General features: G+C 70.2%; 16 protein-coding genes. 11 read left to right on the top strand and 5 right to left on the bottom strand.

Annotated features, from left to right (window positions below):
* Nucleotide 1 precedes the first annotated feature (1 nt).
* Nucleotides 2-1,015, top strand: a complete 1,014-nt coding sequence (locus tag AC0L5F_RS04605; RefSeq protein WP_473315455.1) for a PHP domain-containing protein — start codon at nucleotides 2-4, stop codon at nucleotides 1,013-1,015.
* A 4-nt stretch (nucleotides 1,016-1,019) separates the two neighbouring features.
* Here AC0L5F_RS04605 and AC0L5F_RS04600 read toward each other — a convergent pair whose 3' ends face one another.
* Both AC0L5F_RS04600 and AC0L5F_RS04595 read right to left on the bottom strand, forming a co-directional pair.
* Complete coding sequence (locus AC0L5F_RS04600; protein WP_473315453.1) at nucleotides 1,020-1,700, bottom strand: hypothetical protein; 681 nt, start codon at nucleotides 1,698-1,700, stop codon at nucleotides 1,020-1,022.
* A 21-nt stretch (nucleotides 1,701-1,721) separates the two neighbouring features.
* The gene (locus AC0L5F_RS04595) at nucleotides 1,722-2,213 is read right to left on the bottom strand and encodes a flavodoxin family protein (protein ID WP_473315451.1); all 492 of its coding nucleotides are present in this window, start codon (nucleotides 2,211-2,213) and stop codon (nucleotides 1,722-1,724) included.
* Between the two features lie 83 nt (nucleotides 2,214-2,296).
* Between AC0L5F_RS04595 and AC0L5F_RS04590 the strand changes: the two genes are divergently transcribed.
* The 3 genes from AC0L5F_RS04590 to AC0L5F_RS04580 are packed head-to-tail and all read left to right on the top strand — an operon-like array spanning nucleotide 2,297 to nucleotide 6,712.
* On the top strand, nucleotides 2,297-3,244 hold the full coding sequence (locus AC0L5F_RS04590; protein WP_473315449.1) for an AAA family ATPase: 948 nt from the start codon (nucleotides 2,297-2,299) through the stop codon (nucleotides 3,242-3,244).
* 5 nt (nucleotides 3,245-3,249) lie between these two features.
* Nucleotides 3,250-4,503: a DUF58 domain-containing protein gene (locus AC0L5F_RS04585; protein ID WP_473315448.1), complete on the top strand. Its 1,254-nt coding sequence runs from the start codon at nucleotides 3,250-3,252 to the stop codon at nucleotides 4,501-4,503.
* Complete coding sequence (locus AC0L5F_RS04580) at nucleotides 4,490-6,712, top strand: transglutaminase TgpA family protein (protein WP_473315446.1); 2,223 nt, start codon at nucleotides 4,490-4,492, stop codon at nucleotides 6,710-6,712. The genes AC0L5F_RS04585 and AC0L5F_RS04580 overlap by 14 nt, the downstream gene beginning before the upstream one ends.
* Nucleotides 6,713-6,726: 14 nt before the next feature.
* Here the strand turns inward: AC0L5F_RS04580 and AC0L5F_RS04575 are convergent, their stop codons facing one another.
* A complete protein-coding gene (locus tag AC0L5F_RS04575; protein ID WP_473315445.1) occupies nucleotides 6,727-7,740 on the bottom strand; it encodes a glutathione S-transferase family protein in 1,014 nt (337 codons plus the stop codon).
* A gap of 158 nt (nucleotides 7,741-7,898) precedes the next feature.
* Here AC0L5F_RS04575 and leuA point away from each other — a divergent pair, with 158 nt between their 5' ends.
* Genes leuA through AC0L5F_RS04555 form a run of 4 tightly spaced genes read left to right on the top strand, consistent with a single transcriptional unit; the run spans nucleotide 7,899 to nucleotide 11,575 of the window.
* A complete protein-coding gene (gene leuA / locus AC0L5F_RS04570; RefSeq protein ID WP_473315444.1) occupies nucleotides 7,899-9,629 on the top strand; it encodes a 2-isopropylmalate synthase in 1,731 nt (576 codons plus the stop codon).
* Between the two features lie 20 nt (nucleotides 9,630-9,649).
* Nucleotides 9,650-10,378 (top strand): DNA repair protein RecO, encoded by a 729-nt coding sequence (gene recO, locus AC0L5F_RS04565; protein ID WP_473315443.1) that lies wholly within the window; start codon nucleotides 9,650-9,652, stop codon nucleotides 10,376-10,378.
* A complete protein-coding gene (locus tag AC0L5F_RS04560; protein WP_473315442.1) occupies nucleotides 10,375-11,142 on the top strand; it encodes an isoprenyl transferase in 768 nt (255 codons plus the stop codon). The genes recO and AC0L5F_RS04560 overlap by 4 nt, the downstream gene beginning before the upstream one ends.
* Nucleotides 11,129-11,575, top strand: a complete 447-nt coding sequence (locus AC0L5F_RS04555; RefSeq protein WP_473315441.1) for a hypothetical protein — start codon at nucleotides 11,129-11,131, stop codon at nucleotides 11,573-11,575. The genes AC0L5F_RS04560 and AC0L5F_RS04555 overlap by 14 nt, the downstream gene beginning before the upstream one ends.
* Here AC0L5F_RS04555 and AC0L5F_RS04550 read toward each other — a convergent pair.
* Complete coding sequence (locus AC0L5F_RS04550; RefSeq protein ID WP_473315440.1) at nucleotides 11,562-12,437, bottom strand: MarR family winged helix-turn-helix transcriptional regulator; 876 nt, start codon at nucleotides 12,435-12,437, stop codon at nucleotides 11,562-11,564. The genes AC0L5F_RS04555 and AC0L5F_RS04550 overlap by 14 nt on opposite strands.
* 108 nt (nucleotides 12,438-12,545) lie before the next feature.
* On the opposite strand from AC0L5F_RS04550, the gene AC0L5F_RS04545 reads away from it, so the two are divergent.
* A complete protein-coding gene (locus AC0L5F_RS04545; protein WP_473315438.1) occupies nucleotides 12,546-14,135 on the top strand; it encodes an MFS transporter in 1,590 nt (529 codons plus the stop codon).
* Between the two features lie 18 nt (nucleotides 14,136-14,153).
* Here AC0L5F_RS04545 and AC0L5F_RS04540 read toward each other — a convergent pair whose 3' ends face one another.
* A complete protein-coding gene (locus tag AC0L5F_RS04540; RefSeq protein ID WP_473315437.1) occupies nucleotides 14,154-14,966 on the bottom strand; it encodes a spermidine synthase in 813 nt (270 codons plus the stop codon).
* Nucleotides 14,967-15,005: 39 nt separating this feature from the next.
* Here AC0L5F_RS04540 and AC0L5F_RS04535 point away from each other — a divergent pair, with 39 nt between their 5' ends.
* Nucleotides 15,006-15,791, top strand: a complete 786-nt coding sequence (locus tag AC0L5F_RS04535) for a fumarylacetoacetate hydrolase family protein (RefSeq protein ID WP_473315435.1) — start codon at nucleotides 15,006-15,008, stop codon at nucleotides 15,789-15,791.
* Nucleotides 15,784-17,274 carry a glutamate--tRNA ligase gene (gene gltX / locus AC0L5F_RS04530; RefSeq protein ID WP_473315433.1) on the top strand — a complete coding sequence of 497 codons (1,491 nt, stop codon included), beginning with the start codon at nucleotides 15,784-15,786 and terminating at the stop codon, nucleotides 17,272-17,274. Before AC0L5F_RS04535 ends, gltX begins: the two co-directional genes overlap by 8 nt.
* The last annotated feature ends 50 nt before the right edge of the window (nucleotides 17,275-17,324 follow it).

Here is a 17,324-nt window from a genome sequence, read left to right as displayed (position 1 = left end):
CATGACCCCGGTCGAGGCGCTGCGCGAGATCGCGTTCTGGCTCGAGCGTGGGCGAGAGTCCACCCACCGCGTCGAGGCGTTCCGCAACGCGGCGGCCGCCATCGACGGTCTCACCCCCGACCAGCTGGCCGATCGCGTCGCCGACGGCACGCTGACCGAGATCAAGGGCCTGGGCAAGCGCACGCGCGACGTCGTCGCCGCGGCACTCGACGGCGGTGTGCCGACCTATCTGGCTGATCTGCGAGACGACGCCCCGCTCGCCGACGGTGGTCGTGAGCTGCGGGCGTTGCTGCGCGGAGATCTGCACAGTCACTCCGACTGGTCCGACGGCGGATCCTCGATCGAGGAGATGGCGCGCGTCGCGGTCTGGCGGGGGCGTGAGTACCAGGTGATCACCGACCACTCGCCGCGGCTGAGGATCGCCAACGGATTGTCGATCGATCGGCTCAAGCGCCAGCTGGACGTGATCGCCGAGGTGGATGACTCGCACGTCGACTTCCGCCTGCTGAGCGGCATCGAGGTCGACATCCTCGACAAGGGTGATCTCGACCAGACGCCGCAGATGCTCGACCGCCTCGACGTGGTGGTGGCCAGCGTCCACTCCAAGCTGGCGATGGACGCCCACCAGATGACCCGACGCATGGTGCGGGCCGTCTCGGACCCGCACACCAACGTCCTGGGCCACTGCACGGGTCGCCTCGTCGAGGGCAGCCGCGGCACCCGGCCGCAGTCCAGGTTCGATGCCGAGATGGTCTTCGAGGCGTGCGCCCACTTCGACGTCGCGGTCGAGATCAACTCGCGTCCGGAGCGTCAGGATCCTCCCGACGACCTCATCGAGCTGGCGATCGACGCCGGCTGCCTGTTCGCCATCGACACCGACGCCCACGCCCCCGGCCAGCTCGACTTCCTCGACCACGGCGCCGCCCGCGCGGCAGCCCACGACATCGACCCCGACCGGATCGTGACCACCTGGCCGGTCGAGCGACTCCTCGAGTGGTCCCACGCCAAGCGGTGACTCCTCAGCCGGCGTGGGCGATGAGTTCGCGGACCTGGTCGACGGCGAGCTTCTCGGTCACGCGGCCGGTGACGTCGTCGTAGGTGTCGACCATGGCGGCGAGGTCCTGCACCAGCCGGCGGGCCCGGGCGGGCCCGTTGGCGCAGTCGGCGCGGCACTCGCCGGCAGCGACCTTGTGGGCCACCGCGAGCACGTAGAGCGCGTGCGCCTCCTCGGCGTCGAGGTCGGGCGCCAGCGAGAACGCGATGACGCGCGACAGGGCCACGTGCAGGTTGCGGTGCTCGTCGTCGAGGTCGCCCTCGGCGGTCGGGAAGCCGAAGGCCGCGGCGATCGGGTCGGACGGCCGATCCGCGATCGCCGCCTCGATGCGGGCGCGCGACGAGCGATCCACGAGCGTCATGACGCGCCTCGCCTGGGTCAGGCGCAGCGCCGAACGGATCTGCGCCGAGTCCTCGGTGGTGCCGAACAGGCGCCCGATCAGCGGAACCAGCCGCGGACGGTCGGTGTCCAGCAGCAGGTCGTTGGCCGTGCGTGCCTCGTGGGCGAGGATCGGGTGGGTGCACTCGGGGCGGTCGCTCCACTGCTCACCGGCCAGCAGCGACACGTACTCCATTACGCACGCCTCGCCGGCATCGGCATCGTGGGCACCGGCGGACAACGTGGGCAGGAACTCGGGCGCGCTCATGGAACCATTCTCCCGCATCCGTCAGCTCGACGACATCAGCAGTGCGGCGATCGTCGCCCCGAGCTCGTGCGCTCGCGCGCGCTCGGCGTCATCGACCTCGCCGAGGATCTCGACTACCGCGGCGGACTGCTGCCAGCCGAGCGCCTGAACGATGCTCTGCACGGAGCGCACCGCTCCTGTCGTGTCGTAGCGGCCGTGCACCAGCAGCCCGAACGGCTTGCGCGACCCTGACGTCGCAGCAGCCGAGCCGTCGTCGCTGAGGGACCCGCCCGCCTGCAGGAAGATGGTGTCGAAGAAGTGCTTGAGCGCTCCGCTCATGTAGCCGAAGTTGGCCGGGGTGAGCAGCACGTAGCCGTCGGCCGCGAGCACGTCGTCGGCACCGGCCTCCAGCGCTGCTCGCACGACCACCTCGACACCGTCGATCGCGTCGTCGTTCGCCCCGGCCACCAGTGCGTCGGTCAGGCCGCGGACGGTGTCGGTCGGGGAGTGGTGCACGACCAGCAGGGTGCTCATGGTTCACACGCTAGTCACCCGATCGCCCCGGTGTCGTTGCGGAATCCCACTGCACGTTTGTGAGGGTGTGCTTACGATGATGCATGGACTTCGAGGCTGCCGCCGACGCTCTGAGGGCGAACATCGAGAAGGTCATCGACGGCAAGCCCGACGTCGTGGAGACGGCCATCGTGGTCTTCCTCGCCGAGGGTCACCTGCTGATCGAGGACGTTCCGGGCGTCGGCAAGACCGTCCTCGCCAAGGCGCTCGCCAAGTCGTCGGGGTGCGCCGTCCGACGCATCCAGTTCACGCCCGACCTGCTGCCCTCCGACATCACCGGCGTCTCGGTGTTCGTGCCCTCCACGCGCGAGTTCGAGTTCAAGCCGGGCGCGGTGTTCGCCAACATCGTGATCGGTGACGAGATCAACCGCGCGTCGCCCAAGACCCAGTCGGCCCTGCTCGAGGCGATGGAGGAGCACCAGGTCACCGTCGACGGCACCACCTACGAGCTCGGCAGCCCGTTCACGGTCGTGGCGACGCAGAATCCGCTCGAGATGGAGGGCACGTACGCCCTCCCGGAGGCCCAGCGTGACCGCTTCATGGCCCGCATCCAGATGGGCTACCCCGACGCTGCCGCCGAGCTGAAGATGATCAAGGGTCGTGACGAGGCCAACCCGCTCGACACGCTCGCCCCGGTGGTCTCCATCGAGACGGTGCAGCAGATGATCGCGACGGCACGAGCCGTGCACGTCTCGTCGGCGGTCGAGCAGTACGCCGTCGCGATCGCACAAGCCACCCGCACGCACCCGGACCTGCGGCTCGGTGCCAGCCCCCGTGCCACGCTCCAGCTGATCCGGGCCGCCAAGGCCCGAGCCGCGGTCGCCGGCCGCGACTACGTGCTCCCGGACGACCTCGACGCGCTCGCGCCCGTCGTGCTGCCGCACCGGCTCGTGCCGCACCGCGGGGGTGCGAGCGCCGAGGAGATCGTCGCGTCGATCGTGTCGCAGACACCCGTGCCGGCCGAGGCCCAGCGCGGGGCCCACCCGGCCTGATCAAGATGACCACACCCGTCGGACGAGCTCGTGCCGCGGCGCGGTCGTTCGCGCTGACGCGTCGTGGCACCGGATTCCTCATCGGCGGCGTCGTCACGTTCCTGCTGGCACCGATCCTGTCCGCCCCGGCCCTGCTGTACGCCACCGGACTGCTGCTCGGCCTGGTGCTGCTCGCGGCAGCGTTCGTCGCGACGGGGCACTCCCGGGTCCGGGTCGAGCGCACCATCTCCCCGCAGATCGTCGATCCCGGCCGGTCGGTCCGGGCCCGGCTCGTCGTCACCAACTCGTCGTCGGTCCCGTGCCCGGAGGCGTCCTGGAGCGACCACCTGCCGTACGTGGTGGCCGGGGAGGCCTCCGGAGTCCTGCCTGCCCTCGGTCCGGCCAGGGCGCCGGACTCGGTGGTCTCGACCAGCTACACGGTCTCGTCGTCGACCCGCGGCCTGCACCGGATCGGCCCGGTCGGGATACGTGTGACCGATCCGTTCGGGCTGGTCGAGCGCCATCGAGACGTGGGCGACGCACACGCACTCACCGTGCTGCCCCGCCGCTACGACCTGCCGGCGATCCGGCCCAGCGGCTCGGACGAGGACGGGGCCACCCGTCCGGCACCGCAGCAGGTCGGGCTCGGCGAGGACGACATCATCGCCCGCACCTACATGCCCGGCGATGCCCTCAAGCGGCTGCACTGGAAGGCGACCGCACGCCGAGGCGAGCTGATGGTGCGTCAGGAGGAGCAGCAGATGAACCCGCGGGCGGCGGTGCTGGTCGACCTCGACGCCGTCTCGCACGGCACCGATCGAGACCGGTCGGGGTCGTGGCACCACTCGCCGAGCCTCGAGTGGGCCGTCTCGGCCGGCGCCTCGGTGGTCAGCCACCTGGCCCGCGCCGGATTCGTCGTCGCGGTCGGTTCGCCGGACGGGTCGGTCGCCGCGGAGCTGTCGGAGGGGCACGAGTCGGTCCGCGACGTCATGGTCGCCCTGGCGCAGTGCGAGCCCGCCGAGCGTGATCGGTGGCGGCTCCCCACCGAGCGGGCGACCTTCGTGATCGGTGGTCGACTCGAGGTCGATCGTGCGCGCCAGTGGACTCGCGAGCTGGCAGCAGCCGGCGCGGTCCACGCGATGGTGGCGGCCAGCACCCGCGCCTCGGCTCTCGAGGTGCTGGGTGCGGCCGGTTGGCACGTCGTCACCTACACGCCGCAGTCCGACATCCCCGAGACGTGGAGCGACCTCGACCGAGCGAGGACCCATGCTGCGGGCTGAACCGGCGGCGCGGCCGGTCAGCCGGACCCGTGTCCGCGGTGGCTGGCCGGAGATGGTCGTGGCCACGGCTGCGCTGCTCGTGTTGCTGATGGGGTTCCGCACCGTCATCGACGGCGTCGACTGGTACATCAGCGCCGCCCTGGTGGTGCTGCTCGTGTCGACCGCCACGATCACCTTGCGCCTGGTCGGCCTGCGACGCACCGTCACGCCGATCGCCCTGGTCGCCGAGCTGATCGTGCTCTCGTGGGTGTTCGTTCCCGCCACGTTGCTGGTGATCGTGCCCACGGGCGCCACCGTGGGCGGTTTCCGCGACCTGATCGTCCGCGCCGGACCGATCATCGCCCAGGAGCAGGCGCCGGTCGCACCGTCGTCGTCGATCGTCCTGGTCATCGCGGCCTCGTTCGGCGCGCTGGTGATCGTCCTGGACCTGCTGATGCGACTGCGCCGTGGCGTGTCGCTGGCCGGTGCCCTCCTGCTGGCCGTGTACATCACGCCGAGCCTGATCACGGGCACGTCACCGTCGGTCTGGCTGTTCCTGCCCGCCGCCCTCTTGTGGCTGGTGCTGCTGCGCGGTCGCACCGCCGTCTCGGGCGCGTCGGGGACGGTCCGTCAGACGCCCGCGATCGTGCTCGGCGCGGGCGGTCTCGCGGCGGCGCTCGTGTTCCCCGTGGTGTCCCCGGACATCGCGTCGGTGGCCTCGTCGTGGGGCAACCCGCCGCCGCAGGTGTTCGGGCGCGGCATCAACCCGATCGTCGAGCTCGGCACCAACCTGCGGCGCAACACGCCGGTCACCGTCCTGACCTACACGACCACCCTGGATGATCCGCCGTACCTCAAGGTCGCGACCCTGCCGGACTTCACGGGCAAGACCTGGAAGCCGTCCGACGACTTCAACAACGGCCGGTTCGAGGGTGCGCTGGCGGTGTCCGACGAGATCGAGACCACCCGCAAGTCCACCCGCATCTCGATCCGCCAGCTGCGCAGCGACCTGCTGCCGGTGCCCTACCCGACGATCAACATCCGCGGGCTCGAGGGCGGCTATCGCGTCGAGCGCAACGGCCTGACCGTCGAGACCACGGGGGCAGACGCGCGCGGTCAGACCTACACGGCGCAGAGCCTCGACGTGCAGCCCACCGCCGATCAGCTGCGCGCGGTGAACCCGCGGGTCGCCCCCGACATCGCCCGGTACACCGAGCTCGGCCGGACTCCGCAGATCATCACCGACACCGCCCGCGAGGTCACGCGTGAGGCGACGAACAACTACGACCGCGCCCTGGCGCTGCAGAGGTACCTGCGCTCGGGCGACTTCCAGTACTCCGAGACCGCCCCGGTCGCCGAGGACTACGACGGCAACGGCCTGTCGGTGATCGCGGAGTTCCTGCAGCGCAAGGCGGGGTACTGCGTCCACTTCTCCTCGGCGATGGCTGTCATGGCACGCACGCTCGACATCCCGTCGCGCATCGCGGTCGGCTACGCGCCCGGTGCCCCCGGTGCGCTGGTGGACGGCCGCCGCACGTACACGGTGCAGTCCAGCGACCTGCACGCGTGGACCGAGCTGTACTTCGCCGGCGTCGGCTGGGTGAAGTTCGATCCCACCCCGGGCATCGGCGAGAGCACGTCCTTCGTCGAGCCGACGGCACCCAGCACGGGCAGCACGACCCCGGAGGAGACCCCGCAGAACACTCCCGAGGAGAGCGGCCAGACGCCGCGCGCCGACGAGGGCGCGGTGCCGGTCACCGACACGTCCGACGAGCAGTCCACGGCGCCGCGGTCAGCGGCGGCCGTGCTCGTCGTGATGCTGGTGATCGTGCTGGCACCGGGGCTGGTGCGTCGCACACGCCGCTGGTGGCGGCTGCGAGCGGCGGCGCACTCGGCAGACCCGGCGTGGCGTGAGGTCGAGGACTCCGCGCGCGATCTCGACATCGCCACGTCGCCGTCGGACACCCCGCGAGGCTTCGCGACCCGGTTGCGCGGGCGCACCGGACTGGACGAGGCGGCGCTCGACCGGCTGCTCGAGGTCGTCGAGCGCGACCGCTACTCCAGCAGCCCGGTGTCGTCGGACCAGGCGGCCACGGACGCCCGACTGGTGGTCACGTCGTTGTCCGCGGGCGCCTCGCGGCGCACGCGTCTGCGCGCTGCCCTCCTGCCACGCTCGCTGAGTCCGCGCTCCTTCGCCTCGGCTCCGGCCCCCGAGCCCGCCCCGGGCTGACGAGCCGGGCGGCCTCAGGCCTGCATCGGCGGGGGCGGGGGAGTGCCGTCTCCGAACGGGCGGCCGCCTAGCGCCTCGCGGCCGTGCGGTGTGGCCCAGCCGGACGTGTCGGGGCCGACCGGCACGATCTGCGTCGGGTTCAGGTCCTCGTGCACGTAGTAGTAGTGCCGCTTGATCTGCTCGAAGTCGATCGTGTCGCCGAAGCCCGGTGTCTGGAACAGGTCGCGGGCGTAGCCCCACAGTGCCGGCATCTCGGTCAGCTTGTTGCGGTTGCACTTGAAGTGGCCGTGGTAGACCGCGTCGAAGCGGGCCAGGGTGGTGAACAGGCGCACGTCGGCCTCGGTGATGGTGTCGCCCATCAGGAAGCGGCGGTCGGTCAGCCGCTCCTCGAGCCAGTCCATCGCGGTCCAGAGGCGGTCGTAGGCGTCCTCGTAGGACTCCTGCGATCCGGCGAAGCCGCAGCGGTACACGCCGTTGTTCACCTCGGTGAACACCCGCTGCATGACCTCCTCCATCTCCTCGCGAACGTCGGCCGGCCACAGGTCGGGAGCCCCGTCGCGGTGGAACGCGGTCCACTCGGTGGAGAAGTCGTGGGTGATCCACGGGAAGTCGTTGGTGACGACCTCCCCGCTGGCGACGTCCACCATGGCCGGCACCGTGATGCCGCGCGGGTAGTCCGGGTATCGCGCGAAGTAGGCCTGCTGCAGGCGCTCGATGCCCAGGACCGGGTCGACTCCGCCGGGATCGAGGTCGAACGTCCAGCTGCGCTTGTCGTGGGTGGGACCGCAGTAGCCGATGGAGAAGGCGTCCTCGAGGCCGAGGAGGCGGCGCACGATGATCGCGCGGTTGGCCCACGGGCAGGCCTTGGCCACGACGAGGCGGTACCGGTCCTTCTCGACCGGCCAGCGAGGGGTGTCCTCACCGATCTCGGTGTCCGGCAGGACGATCCGGTCCGGGATGTAGTTCATGTCGCGATCGAACGTCTTGCCGTCGGTCACGTACGCGCCTCGGGTCGAGTGGTCAGCCATGCTGCTAGCCTAGGCACATCATGCAGAAGCGCACGCTGCTCCTTCGTTGCCGCGTCGAGGTCCACTAGCACGGTCGGACCCCTCGGCGCGGAGTTCGTCATGATCCGGCCACCATGCTTCTTCGCACATGGACCCAGACGAACCCCGAGGATCACCCGATGCACACGTACGCTTCCACGCCCCAGCAGCCCAGCGGCATGCCGATCGGCCGCTACGCGCCCTTCGTTCCCGTCGCGCTGCCCGACCGCACCTGGCCCGACGCCACCATCACCCAGGCTCCGCGCTGGTGCGCCGTCGACCTCCGTGACGGCAACCAGGCCCTGATCGACCCCATGACCACGCCGCGCAAGCTGGCGATGTTCCAGCTGCTGGTGCGCATGGGGTACAAGGAGATCGAGGTCGGCTTCCCGAGCGCCAGCCAGACCGACTTCGACTTCGTGCGGCTGCTGATCGAGGGCGGCCACATCCCCGACGACGTCGTCATCCAGGTGCTGACGCAGTGTCGTGAGCCGCTGATCGACCGCACCTTCGAGTCGTTGGTGGGCGCCAAGCAGGCGATCGTCCACTTCTACAACTCCACGTCCACCCTGCAGCGCCGGGTCGTGTTCGGGATGGACCGCGACGGGATCGTCGACATCGCCACCCAGGGTGCCCGGCTGTGCATGAAGTACGCCGAGATCCACGTGCCCGACACCGCGATCTCCTACGAGTACTCGCCGGAGTCGTACACCGGCACCGAGCTGGACTTCGCGCTGGAGATCTGCAGCCGGGTCATCGACGTCATCGACCCCACGCCGGACTGGCCGCTGATCATCAACCTGCCGGCGACCGTCGAGATGGCGGTGCCCAACGTGTACGCCGACTCGATCGAGTGGATGCACCGCAACCTGCCGCGCCGCGACAGCATCGTGCTGTCGCTGCACCCGCACAACGACCGCGGCACGGGCGTCGCGGCGGCCGAGCTGGGGTACATGGCCGGCGCCGACCGCATCGAGGGCTGCCTGTTCGGCAACGGCGAGCGCACCGGCAACGTCTGCCTGGTCACGCTGGGCCTGAACATGTTCAGCCAGGGCGTCGACCCGCAGATCGACTTCCACGACATCGACGAGATCCGCCGCACCGTCGAGTACTGCAACGAGCTGCCCGTGCCCGAGCGGCACCCGTACGGCGGTGACCTGGTCTACACCGCGTTCAGCGGCTCGCACCAGGACGCCATCAAGAAGGGCTTCGAGCACCTGGCGATCGACGCGGCGGCCGCGGGTGTCCCGGTCGACGAGCAGACCTGGGCCGTCCCCTACCTGCCCATCGACCCGAAGGACGTGGGTCGGTCCTACGAGGCGGTCATTCGGGTCAACAGCCAGTCCGGCAAGGGCGGCGTGGCCTACATCCTCAAGAACGACCACCAGCTGGACCTGCCACGGCGGCTGCAGATCGAGTTCAGCCAGATCGTGCAGGGCCTGACCGAGGGCGAGGCGGGCGAGATCGAGCCGGCCGAGATCTGGGCTGCCTTCGGACGCGAGTACCTGCAGCGATCCGCGCCGTACGCGCTCACCTCGTTCAGCTCCACCACGTCGATCGAGGGACGCGACCAGCAGGTCGTCGACCTCGTGGTGCGCGGAGCGGACCGCTCGTTCACCGGCGAGGGCAACGGTCCGGTCGACGCCTTCGTCGACGGGATGCGGCAGGCGGGCGCGGAGATCCGGGTGCTCGACTACAGCGAGCACGCTCTCTCCACCGGCGGCGACGCGAAGGCTGCCGCCTACGTGGAGTGCGACATCGCCGGCGAGATCGTGTGGGGTGTCGGCATCGACACCAACATCGTGAAGGCGTCGCTGCTGGCAGTCGTGTCCGCCGCGAACCGTGCCGTGGCGATCACCATTCCGGGCTGACCGGCGGGCACAATGGAGCGGTGAGCCTGTATCGCGAGTCCGGAGTCGTGCTCCGGGTGCACAAGCTCGGCGAGGCCGATCGCATCATCACCGTGCTCACCCGTGATCGCGGGCTGGTCCGGGCGGTGGCCAAGGGGGTTCGCAAGACCTCGTCGCGGTTCGGCGCACGGCTCGAGCCGTTCATGCACGTGCAGCTGCTCCTCGCCGAGGGGCGGTCGCTCGACATCATCACCCAGGTCGAGACCATCGACGCCTTCGCCAAGGACCTCGGCTCCGACTACCCGGCCTACACCGCGGGAACCGCGATGCTCGAGACCGCCGAACGACTGGTGCAGGAGGACGGCGAGCCGGCCGTCCAGCAGCTGCAGCTGCTCGTGGGGGCGTTGCGGGCGCTGGCCGAGCGTCGCCAGTCGCCCAGCATCCTCCTGGACTCGTACCAGCTGCGGGCCCTGTCCATCGCGGGCTACGCCCCGACCTTCGACGCCTGCGCACGGTGCGGCGTCGCCGGCCCGCACCGGCACTTCCACGCGGCGTCGGGTGGCATGCTCTGCGACGACGACCGCATGCCCGGGTCGGCCGTTCCCACACCCATGACCGTCACGCTGCTCGCCGCCCTGCTGGCCGGGGACTGGCCCGCCGTGCAGCTGGCCGACGACCGTTCGCGTCGTGAAGCCGGCTCCATCGTCGCGGCCTACCTGTCGTGGCACCTCGAGCGCGGTCTGCGGTCGCTGACGCACGTGGACCGATGACCGCTCCCACCCCGCGCCCTCCGACGCCGCACCCGTCGGGCGCCACGCCGCCTGCGCTGCCGCGCGACCAGGTCCCCGGTCACGTCGCCATCGTCATGGACGGCAACGGCCGATGGGCCAAGCAGCGCGGACTGCCCCGAACGGCAGGTCATGAGATGGGGGAGGCCGCCCTGTTCGACGTCGTCGAAGGTGCCATCGAGATCGGCTGCACGGCGGTCTCGGCGTACGCCTTCAGCACCGAGAACTGGAAGCGCTCGCCCGACGAGGTCCGCTTCCTGATGGGCTTCAACCGCGACGTCATCCGACGGCGGCGTGACCAGATGCACGAGCTCGGGGTGCGGGTGCGCTGGGCCGGCCGGCGCCCGCGGCTGTGGCGCTCGGTGATCCGCGAGCTGGAGGCCGCCGAGGAGCTCACCCGCGACAACACCGTCCTGACGCTCACCATGTGCGTCAACTACGGCGGCCGGGCCGAGATCGCCGACGCGGCACGAGCATTGGCCCACGACGTCGCCGACGGCCGGCTCGATCCGGACAAGGTCACCGAGAAGGTCTTCGCGCGCTACCTCGACGAGCCCGACATGGCCGACGTCGACCTGTTCTGGCGCACGTCGGGTGAGCAGCGCACCAGCAACTTCCTGCCGTGGCAGTCGGCGTACGCCGAGATGGTCTTCAGCGACATCGCCTGGCCCGACGTCGATCGTCGGGCCCTCTGGGCCGCCATCGAGACCTACGCCGAGAGGAATCGTCGCTATGGCTCGGCCTGAGAATCCCCGCCGCCTGCTCACCGACTGGACCACCAGCGCCGGGGTCGATGGTGCGGGGCTGCTGGCGCTGGTGCTGGGCGGTGCGACGGCTGAGGGCATCCACCTGGCGACGCTCGGCTACGAGGTGTTCGTGCTGCACGCCGACGACGCCGCCGCCGCGCAGGCCGAGGTGGCCGCCCACGTGCACCACGTCGTCGCGGACCCTTCCTCGCTGCCCGCCCCGTGGCACCGGCGCTTCGACCTGGTCGTGGCTGTCGACGTGGCGCCAGCGGTCGATCAGGTCGCTGCGGCGGGGCTGCTGTTCGTGGTGGGTGAGTCCGTCGACCCGATCGACGGTTGGACCGAGGCCCTGCGGGAGTCGATCGAGGACCCGGAGCGCCCGGGCACCCACCGCGAGCGTGTCGTGCTCGCGCGCCTCGTCACGACGCCGTGATCAGGCGGCGCAGGAGGTTGAGCATGCGGTCTCGATCGGTCGGCGTCATCTCCGCGAGCAGGTCGTCGCTCTTCGTGTGCGCCAGGGAGCGGGCCTGATCGATCACGGGACCGGCCGCATCGGTCAGGTGCAGCATCTGGGTGCGTCGGTCGGTCGCGAGCCGGCGCCGTTCGAGCAGGCCGCGGTGCTCGAGATCGTCGACGATCTGGACGATCATCGGGTCGCTCACCCCCAGCAGGCGGGCCAGCGCAGCCTGGGAGATCGGTCCCGCCGACGCGAGCCCGATCAGGGAGCCGAAGTGGCGCGGCTCGATGCCCAGAGGTGCGAGCAGGTCGAGGAAGGTGGCGTGCATCGAGGCGTGGATGCGGGTGATCAGGAACGGGATGCTGTCGCGCAGCGGCTCGGGAGTCGCCTCGGGAAGGGTGGGATCGGCCAGACGCAGCAGGCTCAGCTGCAGGTCCTGGCGCTCGGCGAGCGTGAAGCCGGCGGTGACGACCTCCTCGACGTCCTCGGCGTGGCGGCGCCACCGGCGCGCTGCCGCCGCGCCCTCCGGGGTGCGGGTGAGGGCGTACGAACGACGGTCCTGCGGGTTGCGCACGCGCTGCACCAGACCCTGGTCGGCCAGGTCCCCGGCCACGCGCGTCATGGTCGTGCGGCTGACGCTGACCATCTCGGCGATCTCCTGCTGTGATCGCGTCGCGCCCCCGGCGAGGGCGAGCAGTGCGGCGTAGGCATGGATGTCGACGCCGGTCGGCAGCACCTCGCCCAGGGCACTGGTGACCCGCGCCGCAGCGCGCCAGAACAGGTGTCCCGGCGATCGGCCGAGCTCGGGGACCAGGTGGTGGTGCTGCGCTTCACCCACTGTTCATCCCTTCGCGAATCATTCATGAGTTGACGATTGTCGATCGACGAGTATCGTACCTCAGGTAATCGTTAAGTAGTTGACGATATCTCGATCGCCGGAGGCCCCATGAGTCATGCTGCCGAAGCCCATCCCCACGTCGCCGACGAGCAGGCCGGGGGATCGAAGTGGTGGACCCTCGTCGCCGTCTGCACCGGCGTCTTCATGCTGCTGCTCGACATCACCATCGTGAACGTCGCGCTCCCGGACATCCAGACCGAGCTGAACGCGTCGCTGTCGGACCTGCAGTGGGTCATCGACGCCTACGCGCTGAGCCTGGCTGCGCTCCTGCTCACCGCGGGTTCGCTGGCCGATCTCTACGGCCGCCGACGGGTGTTCATGATCGGGCTGGTCGTCTTCACCCTCGGCTCGATCGCGTGCGGCGCTGCCCAGGACGTGGTGTTCTTGTGCATCTCCCGAGCCGCGCAGGGCATCGGTGGCGCAGCGATGTTCGCGACCGCGCTGGCGCTGCTGGCCAGCGCGTACCGGGGGCGGGACCGAGGTGTGGCGTTCGGGGCGTTCGGCGCCACCACGGGCGTCGCCGTCGCGATCGGCCCCGTGCTCGGTGGAGCGTTGACCAGCGGCCTGTCGTGGCGCTGGATCTTCTTCGTGAACATCCCGATCTGCCTGGTGGCGCTCGCGGTCGCCGCCGTCAAGGTTCCCGAGTCGCACGACCCGCGGGCCGGGCGGCCGGACTGGATCGGGTTCCTCACCTTCAGTGCAGCGCTCGCCGCTCTCGTGTTCGGCCTGATCGAGGCGGGTCAGCGCAGCTGGGGCGACCAGATCGTCACCACCTCGCTCATCGCCTCGGCCGTGCTGCTCGTGGCCTTCGTGATCAGCCAGGTCAAGCAGTCCGACCCGATGTTCGACCTGGGACTGCTGCGCAAGCCGACGTTCACGGGCGGCCTGATCGCCGCCTTCGGGGTCTCGGTGTCGATCTTCTCGCTGCTGGCGTACCTGGTCATCTACGTGCAGAACGTGCTCGACTACTCCGCGATCCAGACCGGCGTGCGCTTCCTGTTCCTCTCGGGCGCGTCGTTCTTCGCCGCTGTCGCGGCTGGGCGACTGACCGAGAAGGTTCCGGTCAAGTGGCTGATCGCGCCAGGATTCGTGGTGCTCGGCGTGGGCCTGCTGCTGCTCACCGGGATCCAGACCGACTCGTCGTGGACGCACCTCATCCCGGGCCTGCTCGTGTCCGGTGTGGCCGTCGGCATGATCAACCCGCCGCTCGCGTCGACGGCAGTGGGGGTGGTCGAGACGGCGCGCTCCGGCATGGCCAGTGGTGCGAACTCGACCTTCCGGCAGGTGGGCATCGCCACGGGCATCGCCGCGCTCGGCTCGATCTTCAGCCGTCAGGTGGCCACGGCCGTGCGGCCGGCGCTCGAGGGCAAGGTGCCGGACCAGGCGCTCGGCGGACTCACCTCCGCGTTGTCGGGAGGGCAGGTCAACGCCGCTGCCACCGGGGCCCAGCAGGCGGCCGAGCGCAACGGTGGATCCGCAGCCGGTCAGCAGGCGTTCGACCTGGTCACCCGGGTCGGCACCTCGGGCGTCGTGGACGCCCTGAACCACATCCTGCTGATCGCCGCGGTGATCTCGTTCGTGGTGGCCGGTCTGTGCTTCGTGCTGATCCGACAGAAGGACTTCGTCGCCCACGGGTGAGTCGGGACCAGGCGGGCGTCAGAAGGCCGTTCGCCCGTGCGGGGGCAGCGGGGACGGTTCGGCGTCCTCGGCGGTGAAGGGCTGCCCGCCCGCGAGGCGTGACGCGACCTCAGCCGGTCCGAGGACGGTGTAGGGGAACGGTGACCCGGCCGTGCGGCGGCGCAGCTCGACGCTGGGCACCGAGCCACGCGACGCCACGACGAGCAGGTTGCCGAACCGGCGGCCCTTGAGCGTTGCCGGTTCGGCACTGACCATCAGTCGGGGCAGTGCCGCGCCCAGCCCGGCCAGGACCCGCCGTGACCACGCGAACGGTGCGGTGTCGCCGAGGTTGACGAGCAGGGCCCCGTCGGGCGCCAGCACCCGCGCGACGTCGGTGAAGAACTCGGCCGTCACCAGGTGTGCAGGAACCTGCGCGCCGTCGAACGCATCCAGCACGATCACGTCGGCTCGGTCGTCGGCGATCGCGGCGATGCCCTCGGCGCCGTCGACCGGTCGGACCTTGATGCCGCTGCGGCGGGGCAGGGGCAGCTGCTCGCGCACGAGCGCCGTGATGTCCTCGGCCGGCTCGAGGACGATCTGAGCCGACGTCGGTCGCGTGTGCGTCACGTAGCGGGGCAGGGTCAGTCCGGCACCGCCGACGTGCACGAATCGCAGGGGTGCACCCGGTTCACCCAGCAGGTCGATGACGTCGGCCATGCGCTGCACGTAGTCGAACTCGAGGCGGGTGGGGTCCTCGAGGTCCACGAAGGACTGGTCGGCCCCGCCGACCCGGAGCAGGTAGCCGGTCCCGTCCCTGACGATCTGCGGCTGGCGATCGTGCGGCGGGCTCACGGTCTCACCCTAGGCGCCGGGCCGATAGGGTGGCGTCCTATGCGTATCGCGAGATTTGCGGGTGAGGACGACCCCCAGTTCGGTGTCATCGGAAGCGACAACGGGGTCGAGACGATCGCGCACCTGAAGGGCGACCCGTTGTACGCGGGCATCGAGCTCACCGGGCAGAAGACGCCGCTGGCCGACGTGCGCCTGCTGGCTCCGGTCATCCCACGCAGCAAGGTGGTCGGTGTCGGCAAGAACTACGCCAAGCACGCCGCGGAGATGGGCGGTGAGGTGCCCACCGAGCCGCTGATCTTCCTCAAGCCGAACACCTCGGTGATCGGGCCGGGCGAGCCGATCTTCTACCCCGCGCAGAGCAGCAACGTGCACTTCGAGGGTGAGCTCGCCGTCGTCATCGGCCGCATCTGCAGGGACGTGTCGGTCGACGACGCCGCCAAGGTGATCTTCGGCTACACGGTCGGCAACGACGTCACGGCGCGCGACCTGCAGGCCAGCGACGGTCAGTGGGCCCGGGCCAAGGGATTCGACACCTTCTGCCCCCTCGGGCCGTGGATCGAGACCGACCTCGACGTCGCCGACGTACGGGTCACCACCCGGCTCGGCGACGACGACGTCAAGCAGGACGGCCGCACGTCCGACATGGTCTTCTCCGTGCCCGAGATCATCGCGTACGTGACGTCTTTCATGACCCTGCTGCCCGGAGACGTGATCCTCACCGGCACGCCCGACGGCGTCGGCCCCATGGAGGTCGGCGACTCGGTGAGCGTGACCATCGAGGGTCTCGGCACCCTGACCAACCAGGTGGTGAGCCTCGATGACTGAACCCACACGCCCCGTGGTCGCGCGCTTCTGCCCGTCGCCCACGGGCAACCCGCACGTGGGGATGGCCCGCACGGCCCTGTTCAGCTGGGCCTTCGCTCGCCATCACGGCGGCACCTTCGTGTTTCGCGTCGAGGACACGGATGCGTCTCGTGACTCCGAGGAGTCCTACCAGCTGCTCATCGACGTCATGCGCTGGCTGGGGCTGGACTGGGACGAGGGCGTCGAGGTCGGCGGCCCGAACGGCCCGTACCGGCAGAGCGAGCGGATGGACATCTACGCCGACGTCGCACGGCGCCTCGTCGAGGCGGGCCACGCGTACAAGGCCTACGACACCGCCGAGGAGCTGGAGGAGCGCCGCAACGCCGCCCGCGCCGCCGGCAGGCCGTCGGGGTACGACGGACTGCACCGCGACCTCACGCCGGAGCAGCAGGCAGCGTTCGAGGCCGAGGGCCGCGAGCCCGTCATCCGGTTCAAGATGCCGGCCAAGGACTGGACGTTCACCGATCTCGTCCGCGGCGACATCACCTTCGGTGCCGAGAACGTGCAGGACTTCGTGATCGTGCGCGCCAACGGCCAGCCGTTGTACACGCTGACCAACCCCACCGACGACGCGCTCATGGGCATCACCCACGTGCTGCGCGGGGAGGACCTGCTCAGCTCCACGCCGCGTCAGATCGCGCTCTACGAGGCGTTCGCCGAGATCGGTGTCGGGGGTGGGTTCACTCCCGAGTTCGGTCACCTGCCGTTCGTCATGGGCAACGGCAACACCAAGCTGTCCAAGCGCGACCCGGAGTCGAACCTGCTGGACTACCAGCCCAAGGGCTTCCTTCCGGAGGGCCTGCTCAACTACATGGCACTGCTGGGATGGTCGATCGCCGACGACCGAGACGTCTTCAGCATCGCCGAGATGGTCGAGGCCTTCGAGATCGGGCGGGTCAACCCGAACCCGGCACGGTTCGACCTGAAGAAGTGCGAGGCGATCAACGCCGACCACATCCGGCTCCTCGACGTCGACGACCTGCAGGCGCGGCTGGTCCCGTTCTTCCAGGGTGCCGGTCTGATCGACGCGGAACCGTCGGCCGACCAGCTGGCCGCGCTGGCTGCGGCCACGCCGCTGGTGCACGAGCGCATCAACCTGCTCACCGAGGCGGTGGACATGCTGCGCTTCCTGTTCGTGACCGACGACGACTTCGTGATCGACGAGGCGGACCGGGCCAAGAACCTCGACGAGGCCGGCCTCGAGGTCGTCCGCGCCGCCCGTGAGGCGCTGCAGGTGGCCAACACGATCGAGTGGACCACGGCGAGCATCGAGGGGGCGCTGCGCACGTCCTTGATCGACGGCCTCGGACTGAAACCACGGCTGGCCTTCGGGCCGGTCCGTGTCGCGGTGACCGGCAGCCGCATCTCGCCGCCGTTGTTCGAGTCGTTGGAGCTGCTGGGCCACGCACGCACGATGGCGCGCCTCGACGCTGTTCTGGCCTGACTCGCGCGGTCGTGGCCGGTTTGGGAACGACGGCGCCGGTCGGGTAGAGT

This window comes from Aeromicrobium sp. 10G20-16, from assembly GCF_055809665.1.
Note: the sequence above shows the minus strand (reverse complement) of the source record. Positions and strands in the feature narration are given on the sequence as shown.

Coding starts and splice junctions, on each gene's coding strand:
- AC0L5F_RS04600 (WP_473315453.1), bottom strand. CDS start 1,700: ATGAGCGCGCCCGAGTTCCTGCCCACGTTGTCCGCCGGTGCCCACGAT.
- AC0L5F_RS04590 (WP_473315449.1), top strand. CDS start 2,297: ATGGACTTCGAGGCTGCCGCCGACGCTCTGAGGGCGAACATCGAGAAG.
- AC0L5F_RS04545 (WP_473315438.1), top strand. CDS start 12,546: ATGAGTCATGCTGCCGAAGCCCATCCCCACGTCGCCGACGAGCAGGCC.
- AC0L5F_RS04575 (WP_473315445.1), bottom strand. CDS start 7,740: ATGGCTGACCACTCGACCCGAGGCGCGTACGTGACCGACGGCAAGACG.
- AC0L5F_RS04555 (WP_473315441.1), top strand. CDS start 11,129: ATGGCTCGGCCTGAGAATCCCCGCCGCCTGCTCACCGACTGGACCACC.
- leuA (WP_473315444.1), top strand. CDS start 7,899: ATGCACACGTACGCTTCCACGCCCCAGCAGCCCAGCGGCATGCCGATC.
- AC0L5F_RS04580 (WP_473315446.1), top strand. CDS start 4,490: ATGCTGCGGGCTGAACCGGCGGCGCGGCCGGTCAGCCGGACCCGTGTC.
- AC0L5F_RS04595 (WP_473315451.1), bottom strand. CDS start 2,213: ATGAGCACCCTGCTGGTCGTGCACCACTCCCCGACCGACACCGTCCGC.
- AC0L5F_RS04585 (WP_473315448.1), top strand. CDS start 3,250: ATGACCACACCCGTCGGACGAGCTCGTGCCGCGGCGCGGTCGTTCGCG.
- gltX (WP_473315433.1), top strand. CDS start 15,784: ATGACTGAACCCACACGCCCCGTGGTCGCGCGCTTCTGCCCGTCGCCC.
- AC0L5F_RS04605 (WP_473315455.1), top strand. CDS start 2: ATGACCCCGGTCGAGGCGCTGCGCGAGATCGCGTTCTGGCTCGAGCGT.
- AC0L5F_RS04560 (WP_473315442.1), top strand. CDS start 10,375: ATGACCGCTCCCACCCCGCGCCCTCCGACGCCGCACCCGTCGGGCGCC.
- AC0L5F_RS04535 (WP_473315435.1), top strand. CDS start 15,006: ATGCGTATCGCGAGATTTGCGGGTGAGGACGACCCCCAGTTCGGTGTC.